This is a genomic window from Intrasporangium sp., from assembly GCF_039812505.1.
Lineage (GTDB): Bacteria > Actinomycetota > Actinomycetes > Actinomycetales > Dermatophilaceae > Intrasporangium_A.
Genome location: NZ_JBDIAQ010000083.1, coordinates 1 through 15094, shown reverse-complemented (window position 1 = coordinate 15094; position 15094 = coordinate 1). Strand labels below are relative to the sequence as shown.

12 protein-coding genes and 2 pseudogenes are annotated in these 15094 nt (G+C 70.2%); 6 read left to right on the top strand and 8 right to left on the bottom strand.

What is annotated here, in order from left to right; translation table 11 throughout:
• Nucleotides 1–206 (bottom strand): hypothetical protein (locus tag WMI84_RS11655; protein ID WP_347353307.1); only part of this gene is annotated, 206 nt, incomplete at its 3' end.
• 389 nt (nucleotides 207–595) lie between these two features.
• Here WMI84_RS11655 and WMI84_RS11650 point away from each other — a divergent pair.
• The 3 genes from WMI84_RS11650 (at nucleotide 596) to WMI84_RS11640 (ending at nucleotide 4421) form a co-directional block, all read left to right on the top strand.
• Nucleotides 596–1702 carry an ABC transporter ATP-binding protein gene (locus tag WMI84_RS11650; RefSeq protein WP_347353305.1) on the top strand — a complete coding sequence of 369 codons (1107 nt, stop codon included), beginning with the start codon at nucleotides 596–598 and terminating at the stop codon, nucleotides 1700–1702.
• A gap of 87 nt (nucleotides 1703–1789) precedes the next feature.
• Complete coding sequence (locus WMI84_RS11645) at nucleotides 1790–2854, top strand: extracellular solute-binding protein (protein ID WP_347353303.1); 1065 nt, start codon at nucleotides 1790–1792, stop codon at nucleotides 2852–2854.
• Nucleotide 2855: 1 nt separating this feature from the next.
• Nucleotides 2856–4421, top strand: a complete 1566-nt coding sequence (locus tag WMI84_RS11640) for an iron ABC transporter permease (protein WP_347353301.1) — start codon at nucleotides 2856–2858, stop codon at nucleotides 4419–4421.
• A gap of 47 nt (nucleotides 4422–4468) precedes the next feature.
• On the opposite strand, the gene WMI84_RS11635 is transcribed toward WMI84_RS11640, so the two are convergent.
• From WMI84_RS11635 to WMI84_RS11625, 3 genes and pseudogenes are all read right to left on the bottom strand, one after another.
• Nucleotides 4469–5752 (bottom strand): ArgE/DapE family deacylase, encoded by a 1284-nt coding sequence (locus tag WMI84_RS11635; protein WP_347353299.1) that lies wholly within the window; start codon nucleotides 5750–5752, stop codon nucleotides 4469–4471.
• A 52-nt stretch (nucleotides 5753–5804) separates the two neighbouring features.
• The gene (locus tag WMI84_RS11630; RefSeq protein ID WP_347353297.1) at nucleotides 5805–6614 is read right to left on the bottom strand and encodes a GAF and ANTAR domain-containing protein; all 810 of its coding nucleotides are present in this window, start codon (nucleotides 6612–6614) and stop codon (nucleotides 5805–5807) included.
• Nucleotides 6615–7011: 397 nt separating this feature from the next.
• Nucleotides 7012–7983, bottom strand: a pseudogene (locus WMI84_RS11625) (MBL fold metallo-hydrolase).
• A gap of 218 nt (nucleotides 7984–8201) precedes the next feature.
• Here WMI84_RS11625 and WMI84_RS11620 point away from each other — a divergent pair.
• Nucleotides 8202–9647 (top strand): MFS transporter, encoded by a 1446-nt coding sequence (locus tag WMI84_RS11620; protein ID WP_347353295.1) that lies wholly within the window; start codon nucleotides 8202–8204, stop codon nucleotides 9645–9647.
• Nucleotides 9648–9762: 115 nt separating this feature from the next.
• On the opposite strand, the gene WMI84_RS11615 is transcribed toward WMI84_RS11620, so the two are convergent.
• Complete coding sequence (locus WMI84_RS11615; protein WP_347353293.1) at nucleotides 9763–11034, bottom strand: aspartate kinase; 1272 nt, start codon at nucleotides 11032–11034, stop codon at nucleotides 9763–9765.
• Between the two features lie 599 nt (nucleotides 11035–11633).
• Between WMI84_RS11615 and WMI84_RS11610 the strand changes: the two are divergent.
• Nucleotides 11634–11795, top strand: a pseudogene (locus WMI84_RS11610) (IS110 family transposase); the annotation flags it as partial.
• Between the two features lie 39 nt (nucleotides 11796–11834).
• On the opposite strand, the gene WMI84_RS11605 reads toward WMI84_RS11610, so the two are convergent.
• Complete coding sequence (locus WMI84_RS11605) at nucleotides 11835–12335, bottom strand: DUF4265 domain-containing protein (RefSeq protein WP_347353291.1); 501 nt, start codon at nucleotides 12333–12335, stop codon at nucleotides 11835–11837.
• Nucleotides 12336–12949: 614 nt separating this feature from the next.
• Between WMI84_RS11605 and WMI84_RS11600 the strand changes: the two genes are divergently transcribed.
• Nucleotides 12950–13699 (top strand): hypothetical protein, encoded by a 750-nt coding sequence (locus WMI84_RS11600; protein WP_347353289.1) that lies wholly within the window; start codon nucleotides 12950–12952, stop codon nucleotides 13697–13699.
• A gap of 14 nt (nucleotides 13700–13713) precedes the next feature.
• Here WMI84_RS11600 and WMI84_RS11595 read toward each other — a convergent pair whose 3' ends face one another.
• Both WMI84_RS11595 and recR read right to left on the bottom strand, forming a co-directional pair.
• Nucleotides 13714–14286: a DUF5063 domain-containing protein gene (locus WMI84_RS11595; RefSeq protein ID WP_347353287.1), complete on the bottom strand. Its 573-nt coding sequence runs from the start codon at nucleotides 14284–14286 to the stop codon at nucleotides 13714–13716.
• A gap of 78 nt (nucleotides 14287–14364) precedes the next feature.
• On the bottom strand, nucleotides 14365–14970 hold the full coding sequence (gene recR, locus WMI84_RS11590; protein ID WP_347353285.1) for a recombination mediator RecR: 606 nt from the start codon (nucleotides 14968–14970) through the stop codon (nucleotides 14365–14367).
• Nucleotides 14971–15094 lie beyond the last annotated feature (124 nt).

Sequence of the window (15094 nt, the reverse complement as noted above, 5' to 3'; positions counted from 1 at the left end):
CACAATCCGACCACGGCCCGATAGTTGCTGCCCCCACCCGCGACGGTGACGCCGGTATCGACGACGAACAGCGTGTCGTCGACCCGGTGCAGCAAGGCATTGGCGATATCCGGTTGGCTCTTCGCGACATCGGGTTCCTGACCCAGCACCGGGACCGAACGATCGTCGATGCGGACGATCTCGCCGAGAACGGTGGCGGCAGGCATGGTGCGCTCCTTCTGGCCTCTGCGGAAATGACCGACCTGGACGCGGCGGCCCCGGAACCGGTCACCGACCCGGCCGGCCGCCGTCGCCTGACGGCCGTGAACCAACGTAGGCTGTGGGCGCGGCTCGGGCCGCTGCACCGGGTCGCTCTCACCGAGCGGCTGGTACGCCGGCTCGCCGGTCTCTCCGGCTGGCAACCCGACCGGCTCGGGAGTGAGCGCGGACCGGTGTCGACCAGCTCGCGCCGGGCTGCTCCGGTCGCGGTGCCGACCAGCCCGGCTCCAGGCGCCATGGGCGGCTCTGACCCGGCTGCGCCACATCCTGAATCGTCCAGACGACTCACGAGACCCGGGCTGTTAGGCCAGCCTTACCTTATGTGTATGCTGGCGGAGTGCTGCAAATACGAGGGCTGTCAAAGGTCTTCGGGCGGGAGCCCGACACCCGGGTCACCGCGCTTGACAATGTCGACCTCGAGGTCGCCGAGGGTGAGCTGGTCACCGTCCTCGGCCCGTCCGGCTGTGGGAAGACGACCCTGCTGCGCGCCATCGCCGGCTTCGAGACCCCCGACGCCGGCTCGATCGCCGTCGCCGGCCGGCAGGTCGCCGGACCGGGCGGCCGGGTGGTTCCGGCGCACGACCGCGGCATCGGGCTCGTCCCGCAGGAAGGGGCGCTGTTCCCGCACCTGTCGGTGGCACAGAACGTCGGCTTCGGGTTGCGACACCTGCCCGCCCGGGAACGCCGGGCGAAGGTGCGAGAGGCGCTCGAGCTCGTCGGCCTGGAACAGCTGAGCCGAAGGCGGCCGCACGAGCTGTCCGGCGGGCAGCAGCAGCGCGTCTCGCTGGCCCGGGCGATCGCACCCGGCCCCCGGGTCGTGCTGCTCGACGAGCCGTTCTCCGCCCTGGACGAGTATCTGCGCGAGTCCCTGCGCGCACAGGTCCAGTCCGTGCTCACGGCCCTCGGCACCACCGCGGTGCTGGTCACCCACGACCAGCAGGAGGCACTCGCGCTCGGTGACCGGGTCGCGGTGATGCGCGCCGGCCGGGTGGTGCAGATCGACGAGCCGCGCACCGCGTACTACCGGCCGCTCGACCTGCAGCTGGCCCGCTTCCTCGGGGAGGCCGTGATCGTCGAGGGGGAGATGCTGCCGGTGGCACAGCTGGACCCCCTGGCCGGCCCGAGCGTGTCGTGCATCTTCGGCACCCTGCCCGTGGCCGGCTGGCACGGCCGAGAAGGGCACTGCGAGGTCCTGATCCGTCCGGAGAACATCCACGCGAGCCGCGCAGAGGACCGCTTCGCGAAGCGGGCGGCGGACGCCCCCGCGGGCCTGGTCGGCACCATCCGGACCCACACGTTCTACGGGCACGACGAGGTCCTGCAGGTCCAGGTTCCCGAGCTGCCCCAACAGATCCCGGTCCGGGTCCTCGGCGACCACGACTACCGGGTCGGCGATCACGTCCGGCTGGTCGTCGAACGCCCCGTCTGCACCTACGCGTGCTGAACGCCTGGTGACACGGTCGCCGTCCTCACCGCACGGCGGCGGACCCACCCACCCAGCAAGACCCTAGCGACAGAAGGAGATTCCCTCATGCCAAGAACAGGGCTACGCTCGCGCGTCACCACCGCCATCGCCGGGGCGGTCGCGCTCCTAGCCGTCACAGCAGGATGCTCGTCCTCCCCTTCGGCCGATGCCGGCGCCACCGGCTCGGAACCGACGACGACCCTGACCGTCTACACCGACCAGCACGCGGCCCTGGTCAAGGGCCTGACCGATGCCTACACGAAGAAGACCGGCGTCACCTTCGACGTCCAGCAGGATGCGACGGTCGGACAGATCCAGGCGGAGGGCAAGGCCTCGCCCGCTGACCTGTTCCTGTCCGAGGACCCCGCCCCGGTGGCCCAGCTGGGCAAGGCCGGCCTGCTCGAGCCGATCGCGTCGTCCACGGTCGCCCAGGTGCAGCCCGGTCTCAGCTCGCCGCAGGACCTCTGGGTGGCCTACGCGGCCCGGGTCCGCGTGCTCTTCTACAACCCCGGCCTGATCGAGAAGGCAGACCTGCCCAAGACCCTGCTCGATATCACCGACCCGCAGTACAAGGGCAAGTTCGCCTACGCCCCGTCCGGCGCATTCGTCGCCACGACCCAGTACCTCATCTCGACGATCGGCACCGAGAAGACGACCGACTTCCTCAAGAAGGTCAAGGCGAACGGCGTCAACGAGCAGAAGAACGGCAACGTGCGAGACACCGTCGAGGCCGGCAAGCACGCGATGGGCCTGTCGAACCACTACTACTGGTGGATCAAGGCCGCCGAGGTCGGCGGCCCGGAGCACATGACCTCGAAGATCTACCACTTCCCCGAGGCCGACCCGGGCAACCTCATCCTCTCCTCGGGCGCAGCGATCCTGAAGACCAGCACACACAAGGAGGCCGCCGCCAAGTTCGTCCAGTGGCTGACCAGCAAGGACGGGGGCCAGCAGATCCTCTCCAGTGCAGACATCGACGAGTCCGGCGCACAGTACCCGGTGGCCGTCGGCACCTCGAGCAAGCTGGTGGGTAGCCTGAGCGACATCGCCTCGCCGACCTACGACATGAGCATCTACGCCGACCAGTCCCAGGCCCAGCAGCTGCTCAAGAGCCTGGGCATGACCAGCTGACATGACCCGACCGAGCAGGTGGCGCGCCACCTGCAGCCGTGCGGCCATCGCGGTTCCCGCGATGGCCGTCGGCGCGTTGTCGCTGCTGCCGTTCGCCTACCTGTTCGCGGCAGGGATCTCGACCGAGGCGATCGGCAGGCTGTTCACCTACCCGACCACGACCGGCGACATCCTGCGCACCGTCGGTCTGACCCTGTCCGTCTCGGCGACGTGCGTAGTCGTCGGAGTCGGTGGCGCGATCCTGCTCGTGCGCACCACCATCCCGTTCCGCAAGCTGCTGACGGTGCTGCTCGCGATGCCGCTGGCGATCCCCGGCTTCGTGGCCGCCTACGCGGCATACTCCGCCAACCTCATGTTCGCCCCCCGCACGAACATCGTCACCACCTTCGCGGGCGCGACCGCCATCCTCGCGCTCACCCTCTACCCCTACGTGTTCCTCGCCAGCATCGTGGCCGTGCGCAACGTCGACCCCGCTCAGGAGGAGGTCGCCCTCAGCCTGGGCGTCCGCCCGGCTGCGGTGTTCTGGCGGGTCACGGCGCCGCAGCTGCGGCCCGCCATAGCCTCCAGCGTGCTCATCGTGGCCCTGCACGTGCTGTCCGAGTACGGCGCCATGGTGCAGCTGCGCCAACGCACCCTGACGACGACGATCATGGCCAACATGCTCGACTACGGCGACTACGAGTCGGCCCGCTCCCTCTCCCTGCTGCTGGCCGGCCTGGCGTTCGCCCTGCTGGCCGGCGGGCGGCTGCTGACCGGACCCGCGCACCGGCAGAGCGTCGGCTCGCAGACCGTCCGCCCGCCGACCCGGGCCCGTCTGGGCCGCGCCCACCTGGCCGTCCTGGCCGGCGTGCTCGTCGTTCCGCTGCTGGCCCTCGGCCCGACCGGGTACATGACGATCCATGGCCTGACCTCGCCGCACCGGCAGCTGGTCATCGACTGGACCCAGGTCCTGGCGTCCGCCCAGGTCAGCCTCACCTACGCGGTGTGGGCGGGCCTGCTGGCCTCGGCCGTGGCCCTGCCGGTCGCCTGGTGGGTCAGCCGGTACCCGTCGGCCTGGTCGAACCTGACCGAACGGTCCGTGTGGCTGGCGCACGCCATGCCGGGCGCCATCCTCGCCCTGGCCCTCGTCTTCCTGGCCACCCGGCTGGTGCCCGGACTGTACAAGACGGCGGGCCTGCTGGTGATCGCCTACGTCATCCTCTACCTGCCGCTGGCCGTGGCCAACCAGCGGGTCGGCCTGCACGCGGCCCTGGCCAAGTACGACGAGGCGGCCGCCTCGCTCGGCAGCGGAGCCTGGCAGCGGCTGCGCCGGGTCTCGCTGCCGATCGCCCTGCCGGGACTGGCCACCGGGGCGCTGCTCGTGGGGCTGGACGCAAGCAAGGAGCTGACCACCACGCTCATGCTGCTGCCGTTCAACACCCAGACCCTGGCCACCGGGCTGTGGGCCACGACCAACGGGGAGTCGCTCGACTTCACCGCCGCCTCGCCCTACGCGGTGATGCTGCTCGCGCTCGGGTCGATCCCGGTCTACCTGATCATGCGACGCACCATCCGCTACATCGTCTGAGCGCGCCGCAGCCCCACCCCAGCCGTGCCCGCGGTCCGTCGGTCGGCTCAGAGGTGCCCACCCAGCCGGTCCACAGCGAGCACCGCCAGGGCACGCGCCACGGCGAACATCTCACTGACGCTCACCTGCTCGCGCGGCGCGTGGGCCAGCCGGACATCGCCAGGCCCGTAGTGCAGGGTCGGGATGCCGCCGACCCCGACGTAGAGGCGCAGGTCGGACCCGTATGGTGCCGCGCCGAGCCTCGGGCGAGACCCCTGGGTCAGCTCGACCGCATCCGCCATCTGGCCCACGAGCGGGTGCCCGGCCTCGAGCTGACCCGGCGCGAACTGCCCCCCGGTCCACGCCACGCTCGCCGGATGCCCGCGCAGCCACGGGTCGGCTGCGCAGGCGTCCGCGACCGCCTCCTCGAGCTGGGCCCGGGCGACCACCGGGTCGACGCCCAGCGGGACCCCGAGCCGACCCTCCGCGACCAGCAGATCGGGCACCGAGCTGGCCCAGTCGCCGGCCCGGACCTTGCCGACGGAGATGCCGTACGGCAGCGGGTTGCCCTCGAACAGCGGGCTGGGCGTCGCGTTGATCCGCTGCTCCAGGGCACGCAGAGCCGCATGCACGGGCCAGAACGCCTCGAACGCCGAGACGCCCTCCAGCCGCGTGCTGCCGTGCGCCGCCCGTCCGGGCACCCGGATCTCGAAGGTCAACGCGCCCGCGTTGGCGATGACGACCCGACCGCTGGTCGGCTCTGTGATGACGGCGGCCTCGCCACGGTGACCGCGCCTCATCGTCGCGAACGCGCCGAGCCCACCGTCCTCCTCGCTGACCACCTGGTGCAGGGCGAACCGCTTCTCCAGGACCACCCCCGAGGTCGCGAGGGCCTGTGCCACGGCGAAGTTGACCGCGACGCCGGCCTTCATGTCGCAGGTGCCGCGGCCATGCACCGCGTCGCCGGCCAGCACGGCACCGAACGGGTCGCCGCCCGCCCAGGCGGCCGGGTCTCCGACCGGGACGACGTCGATGTGTCCCTGCAGGACCAGGCCCGGCTCACCCTCACCCGGTGACAGGCCGACGAGGCCGTAGCCCTCGCTCCGGTCGACCTCGGTGCCCGGATAGTCGGGGTCCGCCTCGAGCGCGGCGAGGTCCAGCTGCCACAGGTCGACCTCGAACCCGAGCCCGGCCAGCTCGTCGGCCATGGTGTCCTGCAGCTCGGACTCCGCGTCGGTGCCCGTCACGCTCGGCACCCGGACCAGCCGTTGCAGCCGCTGCAGCATGCCGGGCTCGTCGAGCGCGTCCAGGACACGCCGCTGGGCCGGGGTCAGGCAGGCCGGGCTCGTCATGCCAGCAGGGTAGATCACCGACGGGCCGGTCCCCTCGGCCGGGACCGACCGGTCACCCGCACTGCTCGTCGGGCAGACCCTCGCCGGCCTGGTCGTCGGAGCCGTCCTGGGTGGCCCGGTCCACGTCACCGGACGGCCTCGCCCCGTAGGCCGGCACCTCCCCGGTCTGTTCCACCTCGGCGGCGATGTCGCGCAGCTTGCGGTTGAGGTGCTGGCTGGCCTGCCGAAGCCGCTCGAAGGCCTCCTCCGAGGTGACCAGGTCCTGGGTCATGATGATCCCGATGGCGGTGCCGATCTGCCGGCTGCTCGACAGGGCCGCCTGGAAGTCCGCCGCGTCCCGCCGCCGCAGCAGCTGCTCGACCGACAGCGCCGCGAACGGGGCGAAGATCGACGCGACGTCGACGTCGAGGTCGCCGAACGCGTCGGGCCTGCGCGAGTAGAAGCTCAGCGACGCATGGTCGCCACCGGCCAGCGCGAGCCGGATCGACAGGACGCTGTGGACCCCGGTGTCCTCGACGCACCGCGGCCCGAAGACCGGCCACCGGGAATCCGTGTCCAGCCGGCCGGACCGGAGGACCCGCTGCCCCCCGGACTCCCCCACGCACGGCCCCTCACCGGTGGCCAGCTGGAGCTTGTCCACCTGCCGGGGCAACGGGTCGGTGGCGCTGACCGTGCGGGGGAACCGTCCGCGCCGCAGCACGGTCAGCGAGCAGTGGTGAGCATGCGGCAGGGCCCGCGCAGCCAGCTTGACGACCAGCTCGGGGTCCAGACCCTCTCCGTCGACCGACCTCAGCGCGGCACTCACCTGCGTGAACTGGTGTCCCATGAGGGCGAGATGTCGCTGCTGACGGTCGTCGTCCATCCGGCACTGCTCCTTGCCAAGGGGTGGCGGTGGGTGGCTCGCCGTGCGCGACACCCGCCGCGCGTACCCTTCATGGTAGAGCGCGCGGGCTCGGAAACGCCCGGGTGCGAGATCGAAGAATCCTGGGTGCGGGATCGGAGCATGGTGGGTACCGGCCCCCGCTGTCCAGTCCGCCGCTCCCGTGTCGGGGCGTCGTGACCGACACGCGCCCGCAGACACCCGCCCCAATACCCCATCGTGGCCCCCAACGGTGCCGAAGACTCCCCGCGAACCAGTGTCCGGCCAGGGCCCACCGGGCGGCAAGCAGTTATCCCGGCCGGGTGGCGGATCGGCGCGGCTGGAACGGCGCTCAACGTCATACCGAACGCTGGAGCCGGGACCCTCGCGACGCGTCGGCTCAGGCCGAGCGGTACCGGCGCACGCCCTGGTCGACCTCGCACCTGACGAGATCCCGCTCGGCGAGCACCTGCAGATGGGCCGAGGTCTCCAGGACCGCGAGCATCTCGTTGAACGGGTCCATCTCGGCCAGCCGGCGCCGGCGTCTGGTCCAGGTCAGCCGCTCGGCCACCTCGAAGGCGGTCTCGGCCCCGGTGTCGAGCGCTCGCAGGGTCAGCTCGAGCCGCTGCGCGTGGTGGGCGAGCAGCTCGTCGACGCGCTCGTGCACACTGACCGTCGTCGGGCCGTGCGCCGGCAGCAGCCGGGCGTCCGGCATCGCCCGGACCAGGCGGAGCGAGGCGAGGTAGTCCGCGAGCGGCGAGGCGGCCCGGACCGGCTGGAAGCCGATCGACGGGGTGATCTGCGGCAGCACGTGGTCGCCGGCGAACAGCAGCGACCCGGCGGCATCGTGGAAGACCAGGTGACCGCTCGTGTGGCCCGGCGTCTAGACCGCGGCCAGCACCCGCCCACCGACGGCCACGAGCTGCCCGTCGTGCAGCCACTCGTCGGGCGCGGCCCACTCGTCGGCGTCGATCGGCGGGGGCCGGTACGCCGAGAGCAGGTCGGCGAGGGCGCCCGCCCCGGCCTCGCGCAGCATGGACACCTGGGCGATCTCGGTCTCCTGGTCACCGCCCGACCCGGCCCGCGCGGCGAGGTGCTCGAGCGACGGGCGCTCGCCGGCGCCGAGGGACACGCGGGCGCCATACCGCTTCCGGACGATGGCCGCGTTGGTGTAGTGGTCGCGGTGCACGTGCGTGACGAGGAACCGGTCGATGTGCTCCGGGCCGTGACCGATCCGGTCGAGGGCCGCCCGGAGCGCGACCTCGGCCGCCTCGACCGCCCAGCCCCCGTCGACCAGGGTGAGCCGGTCACCGTCGCGGACGGCGTAGACGTTCACGGCCCGCAGCCCGTCGTCGGGCAGCGGCAGCGGCATCCGGTAGATGCCCGGCGCGACCTCGAAGGCGCCCGGCCGGGTCCACGCGTCGCGGTCCTCGAAGTCGCCCGGTCGGCCTGTCACGTCGCGTCTCCTCGCTGTCGATCTGCTGGCAGTATGCTGCTCACCGCCCCCCTGCTCGTCCGTCAGGTCCCGGCACGGCCCGAACACGCGGTCGTAGCAGGTCCGTCCACGCGGCCCGGGGTAGCGTCGGCGGGGTGACACCCGACGAGGAAGGACGCGATCCCCGCCGCTGGCGGGCCCTCAGCGTGGCCCTGGTGGCCGGCTTCATGGCGCTGATGGACGTCAGCATCGTCAACGTGGCGCTGCCCTCGATCGAGCAGGGACTGCACGCCGACACCAGCGACCTGCAGTGGATCGTGTCCGGCTACGCGCTGACGTTCGGGCTGGTCCTCGTCCCGGCCGGGAGGCTGGGCGACGCCCGCGGGCGGCGGATGATGTTCGTGGCGGGCGTGGCCCTGTTCACGGCCAGCAGCGTGACCGCCGGCCTGGCCCCGGTGCCGGCGGTGCTCGTCGCGGCCCGGCTGCTGCAGGGCGTGGGTGCCGGGGTGCTGAACCCCCAGGTCAGCGGGCTGGTCCAGGAGCTGTTCCGGGGCGCCGAGCGCGGCAAGGCGTTCGGCCTGCTCGGCGCGACGATCGGGGTCTCGACCGCGATCGGCCCGCTGCTCGGCGGCGCGATCATCAAGGTGCTCGGCGCCGACACCGGCTGGCGGTGGATCTTCTTCGTCAACCTGCCGGTCGGGATCCTCTGCATCGCGCTGGCCTTCCGCTACGTCGCACCGGGCGCCTTCGCCGAGCGGCGCGACGAGGACCTCGACCTGGTGGGCGTCGCGCTGCTCGGCGTCGCGGTCTTCACCGTGCTGCTCCCGCTCGTCGAGGAGCGCAACTGGCCCGGTGGCGGCAAGTGGCTGCTGCTGGCGGTCTCCGCGGCGTTCTTCGCCCTGTTCGCCAAGTGGGAGCTGCGCCAGACCCGCCGGGGGCACGCCCCGCTGGTCGACCTGCACCTGTTCCGGATCGAGAGCTACACCTCGGGCGTGGTCATCGGCCTGCTCTACTTCTCCGGCTTCACCGCCATCTTCTTCATCATCACCCTCTACCTGCAGCTCGGGTTGGGTTACTCCGCCCTGCTGGCCGGGCTCACGGTCACCCCGTTCGCGGTCGGGTCCGCGACGGCGGCGGCGCTCGGCGGGTCGGTGGTCACGCGGCTGGGACGGCCGCTGGTGGCCTGGGGCCTCGTGCTGGTGCTGCTCGGGATCGGGCTGACCGACCTGGTCGTCTCGCTGCGCGGCCACGACCCGGGCTGGTGGCTCACGCTGCCCCTGCTCGTCGCGGGGGTCGGCAGCGGGCTGGTCATCTCGCCGAACGTGACGCTCACGGTGTCGGAGGTCCCGGTGGCCCAGGCCGGCACCGCGAGCGGCGTGCTGCAGACCGGCCAGCGCATCGGCACCGCGGCCGGGATCGCCCTGATCGGCTCGGTCTTCTTCGGCGCGGTCGCCTCGAGCCGCGGCGACTTCGCCCACGCCCTGAGCATCGGGCTACGGTTCACGCTCGTCCTCGTAGCCGTGGCCCTCGTCGCGGCCGTGGTCGACGTCGTGGCCGCCCGGCGCCGGCGCGAACCCGTCGCCTCGCGCGGGTCGGGCTGAGCCGCGGCCGCGGTCGCCACGAGAACCCACACCGAGCGCAGCTCTCGTGGCCCGCACCCCTTGACGACCACGAAAACCCGCACCGAGCGCAATTCTCGTGGCCCGCGGGCCGAGCTCAGCGACCGGTGCCGCCGTAGACGACCGCCTCGTCGGACGAGTCGAGGCCGAAGGCCGTGTGCACCGCCCGCACCGCGTCCTCGACCAGCTCCGCCCGCGTCACGACAGACACCCGGATCTCCGACGTCGAGATCATCTCGATGTTGATCCCGGCCTCGGCGAGCGCCTTGAAGAACCGGGCCGAGACACCCGGATGCGACTTCATACCGGCACCGACCAGCGAGATCTTGCCGATCGCGTCGTCGAGGCGCAGGTCCTCGTAGGCCACCTCGTTGCGGATCGCGAGGAGCGCCCGCATCCCCTTCGCCCCGTCTGCCTGCGGCAACGTGAAGGAGATGTCGGTCTTGCCGGTCTCGGCCGCCGAGACGTTCTGCACGATCATGTCGATGTTGATGTCCGCGTCGGCGATCGCCCCGAAGATCCGGGCCGCCGCGCCGACCTCGTCGGGCACCCCGACGATCGTGATCTTGGCCTCGCCCTTGTCGTGGGCGACGCCCGCGATGATCGGAGCTTCCACAGCGCCTTCTCCTTCGTAGGGGTTGTCCTTGATCCACGTGCCCGGCCGTCGCGACCAGGACGAGCGCACGTGGATCGGGATGCCGTAGCGGCGGGCGTACTCGACGCAGCGCAGGTGCAGGATCTTGCTGCCGTTCGCCGCGAGGTCGAGCATCTCCTCCATCGAGACCACGTCCAGCTTGCGGGCGGTGGGCAGCACGCGCGGGTCGGCGGTGAAGACGCCGTCGACGTCGGTGTAGATCTCGCAGACGTCGGCCTTGAGCGCGGCGGCCAGCGCGACCGCGGTCGTGTCGGAGCCGCCCCGGCCCAGCGTGGTGACGTCCTTGGTGGTCTGGCTCACCCCCTGGAAGCCCGCGACGATCGCGATGTGACCGGCATCGAGGGCGCTCTGGATCCGGCCCGGGGTGACGTCGATGATCCGCGCCCGGCCGTGCACCTCGTCGGTGATGACGCCGGCCTGCGACCCGGTGAAGGACCGTGCCTCGGCGCCGAGCTGCGCTATCGCCATCGCAACCAGTGCCATCGAGATCCGTTCGCCGGCGGTGAGCAGCATGTCCAGCTCGCGCCCGGGGGGGCTGGGCGTCACCTGTTCGGCCAGGTCGAGCAGGTCGTCGGTCGTGTCGCCCATCGCGGAGACGACCACGCACACCCGGTTGCCGGCCCGCTGGGTCTCGACGATCCGGCGCGCGACGCGCTTGATCGCCTCGGCGTCGGACACGGACGATCCGCCGTACTTCTGGACGACGAGGCTCACGCTGACTCCCGGGACGACACGACTTGGGCGAGGTCGATTCTAGGGACGCCACGAACCGCACCCGGAGGCACGGTCGGTCGCTGAGACGTCCCGTCTTTCGAGCCGTCCCGCCCCCGCACGTGCGAACGCCACCCGAGGCGACAGACGAAATGCGGGGGTGCGGCTCCGCTGGGCGGACAGGTCCATGCACACGTGCGTGACCTGGCTCTTCCACGAAGCCGGCTGCGCCTCAAGCCAGTCCGTCACGGCTGTGGCGGTGCGCCCGTCGATGTGCGCGAGCAACCCCGCGGTCCGACGGCGTCCACGACCGCCGTGTGCCACCGGTCCGCGACACCGGCACCGACCTGCTCGTACAGGCGCGTGGTGAGCCGACACCGGGCCGGCACCTGCGGCAACGACTCGGTGAAAGACAAACGAGGACAGGCCGATTCGCGGCATCGCCACCTGCTCTTGTGCCACACGAATCGCAGCGAGTCCGGCCCGTAGGGGATGTCCCGCGTCGCGAGGACTTCCTCAAGCGACTCACCGGGCATCCCCAGAACCTACCGAACCACCAGCCATATCAGCCCTACGCGCCACACCGGGTCCTGAATAGTTACAACCGCGACTACCACCTCAAGAAGCGCGGTGAAGGCGCCAATCACGTCCAAGCGCTCATCTGTCTTGCCTGTCGCGTCGACGTCCTATGGGCACTGCTGCGTAACAACCGACCCTTCGAGATCACCCCGCCATCGCGGAAAGAACTGCCCGCAACGGCTTGACAAAATCATTGAGAATCCACCGCATATCAGGTCGATGGCTCAAGCATCTTGCCATTCTCCACCCACACATGCTTCTTCATACTCCCACAGACCGACCTTTTCGCCACTCTCCAAATGACGCTTGATCGATGCAATGTCCGCGCCGGCCGGGATATCTACTGCAACAAGCCAGAAGGGGGGACCGGATGACTCACAGGTCAATCCCATATTCTCGAATTCATTCAACTTGTCAACGGCCCACGTTTCTCCTCTTTCCTCGGGAAAGGTTCCGACCCGTATTACCGAGTGTCCACCACGCAAGTCTACGGTCGATGCCCATCGCTCTCCCTCATGCCAGACAGTCAGCACCACGTCCCCAGGTGCGACTCCTGCTACAAAGAATGGCACGCTGACGATGCTCAACCTGTCTAAACCGCGAGACTCCGCCCATAATGCCTCGACAGAGACGGGTGGCCAACCATCCTCGTCTTGCCTTATCGAGAAGCGCACAACTTCCAGAGGCTTGTCCGATTTTGACCTGGCGTGTTCGGGCAACTTCATTCTCATCTACTCCAGACATTTCGTTGAGCCTTCATAGAGTACATGCGCCGCTGCCCGAGCGTTCTTGGCCGGAGACCTGCGCCCTTCGACGCATTGCAGGTTCGGCAAGCCAATCGGGCATTCCACCAGCTATTGCTCCCCCCGCGCACTCGTGCAATTATGTGGTCAACCTCAATTTTCCAGGTAATTTTGCCGCAATATGTACAACTCCATGGGCCAAAGCGTTTTAGGGACTGTCTCAAACTCTTGCTAAAACTCTTGCCTGCACCAACCTCGCCTCTTCGTCCCATCTGGAGCGACGGCGGCAGATTCGTCGATCGAACTCCCTTCGACCGGTAGGAGTCAAGACCTGCTCGTGTGTTGGCGCTGACGCCGCCAAGCCATATCCGATCGATTCTCGCTAGACCGTCGAGGTCGAGCATGTTGATGGGGTCTTGTGGGTAGGTGTATGCGGTGGTGTTGCCGCCGGGGATGGGGTCGGTTGAGGTGAATAGTCCTCGTGTTGGGTTGTAGAGGCGCACGCCCATGAGGGTCAGGCCGGCGGTGTCGCTGGTGGTGGAGCGTTGTTTGGCGCCGAGCCAGCCGTAGCCCAGAAGCGGGACGCTGGAGCTCACATGACCCTGGACCAGTTCCGAGCCGCATTCGTGGTCGCCACCCGCAGCCACAACGCACTTGCCTCACCGGCCACCGCATCTGTCGGGCTCGGTGTCGTCCCGATCATGCAGACGTTGCCCGTCGTCGGCGCGGTCGGCGCAGCAGGAGGGCAGAATCTCGCGATGACCGCCCAGGCCACCATCCTGGTAGGCACCGTCACCTTCGTCGCGGCGTCCATCGCCGTGCAGTCCTCGATGGACCGCGTCATCGGCGTCGCCGCATATGTGGTGCCACATGGGCTCCTGCGTCCGTCCATGTTCACCGGCAAGATCGTGCTCGCGGCCCTGCTGAGCCTGCCGGCGACGGCTGTCCAGCTCTTCGGCGTGAGCCTGACCGGGGCCTCAGTATGGAGAACAGCACTGTTGGTGCCGGCGGCACTACTCTGTGGGTCTGCCCTGGGGGTGGGAATCAGCCTCTGGTCCCTGTCAGCGAAAGACCCGTTTGCTGTCGCGAACCTTGCCCCCTACCTGCTGCCCGTCACCTCGGGAGCAGCGGTACCCCTTGCGACCTTCCCGGTTCAGCTGCAGGTCATCAGTGCCGCCATACCCGGGACTGGGCTCGCGCAGGCGGCGCGTGGAGTTGTTCCCCCGGGCGTCGGCATGCTGTGGGACCTCGCGAGCAGCACAGGCTGGCTGTTGGTGACCTTGGCCCGCGCCAAGTCCATCAGCGCCCGAGTCCGGGACGGGCAGCTGACTTCCGAGGTTCTCTGAGTGCCGCGCCCCGGTCAGGGGTGCAGCGCGTCGAACTCCGCCTCGGACACGTCGTCCTCGTCGGCGTCGAGGCGCAGGTGCGAGAGCACCGACTGGAGCACGCGCAGCGCGCTGGAGGCGCGATCGCCCCAGGCGGAGAGGTAGCTGAACTGCCACCACCACAGCGCCTCTGCCGTGCGGCCGGCGGCGAAGTGCTTCAGGCCGTGCGTGAGCGCCAGGGCCACGTCGGCCAGGTCGTTGCTGACGGTGCCCTCGGTGAGCTCGCCCGAGGTGAGCGGGTCCACGACGTCGGCGTAGACGTCGATGCCGTTGAACACGTTCGCCAGGCCGGTGCGCAGCGGGTCGGCGTCCTCGTCGGCCCCGGGGTCGGCCTCGTACCGCTCGTCGGGCAGGACGTCCTGGATGGCGCCGAGCCGCGCGCCGGCGACGAGGATCTGCGAGAGCGCCAGCGTCAGGACCGGGATCGCCGTGTCGGGCGAGCTGCCCGAGGCGACCTCGGTCACCGTGGTCAGGTAGGCGCTGGCGTCGTGCGCGGTCAGGCCGGCCAACGTCGCGAGGTCGTCGGCGAGGCCCGCATCGGTGCTCATCTGCTCGTCCCTGTCATCGTGTGTCGGTATGCCGCCCAGCTCGCTTCGTGGGCACGTCCCAGTCTGCCGCGTGGCCGGTCACGCGTCGACTCTGCGCCGGCCCTCGAAAGCCCGCCCGAGGGTGACCTCGTCGGCGTACTCGAGGTCGCCGCCGACCGGCAGGCCGGAGGCGAGCCGGGTGACCGCGACCGTGGGCGCCGCGCCCTTGAGCAGGCGGCTGAGGTAGGTGGCGGTCGCCTCGCCCTCGAGGTTGGGGTCGGTGGCGATGATGACCTCCTGGACGGTGCCGCTCGCCAGCCGCTGCACCAGCTCGCGCACCCGCAGGTCGTCGGGACCGACCCCGTCGATCGGGCTGATCGCGCCGCCGAGCACGTGGTAGGTGCCGCGGAACTCCCGGGTGCGCTCGACGGCGACGACGTCCTTGGGCTCCTCGACGACGCAGATCGCGGAGCGGTCCCGACGAGGGTCGGCGCAGATCCGGCAGCGCTCGGCCTCGGCCACGTTGCCACACTCGACGCAGAAGCGGACCTTGGCCTTGACCTCGGTGAGCGCGGTGACCAGGCGGGTCACCTCCTCGGCGTCGGCCTGCAGCAGGTGGAAAGCGATCCGCTGGGCACTCTTGGGACCCACGCCCGGCAGCCGGCCGAGCTCGTCGATGAGGTCCTGCACCGCGCCTTCGTACACAGGCTCCAGCCTATGTCGTGCCTGTCCCCGATCGAGGGTGCACTTCCCCCGACTGATATGTGGGCTCGTTTGTCAAGTGGGCAGGGTGAAGCGGGGTCCTTCCTGGCCTGGGAGGACCCCGCTT

What these genes read in the sequence shown, in the direction of transcription:
- WMI84_RS11600 (WP_347353289.1), top strand. Translation starts at nt 12,950, where the DNA reads ATGACCCTGGACCAGTTCCGAGCCGCATTCGTGGTCGCCACCCGCAGC.
- WMI84_RS11630 (WP_347353297.1), bottom strand. Translation starts at nt 6,614, where the DNA reads ATGGACGACGACCGTCAGCAGCGACATCTCGCCCTCATGGGACACCAG.
- WMI84_RS11595 (WP_347353287.1), bottom strand. Translation starts at nt 14,286, where the DNA reads ATGAGCACCGATGCGGGCCTCGCCGACGACCTCGCGACGTTGGCCGGC.
- WMI84_RS11635 (WP_347353299.1), bottom strand. Translation starts at nt 5,752, where the DNA reads ATGACGAGCCCGGCCTGCCTGACCCCGGCCCAGCGGCGTGTCCTGGAC.
- WMI84_RS11605 (WP_347353291.1), bottom strand. Translation starts at nt 12,335, where the DNA reads ATGAAGTTGCCCGAACACGCCAGGTCAAAATCGGACAAGCCTCTGGAA.
- WMI84_RS11640 (WP_347353301.1), top strand. Translation starts at nt 2,856, where the DNA reads ATGACCCGACCGAGCAGGTGGCGCGCCACCTGCAGCCGTGCGGCCATC.
- WMI84_RS11645 (WP_347353303.1), top strand. Translation starts at nt 1,790, where the DNA reads ATGCCAAGAACAGGGCTACGCTCGCGCGTCACCACCGCCATCGCCGGG.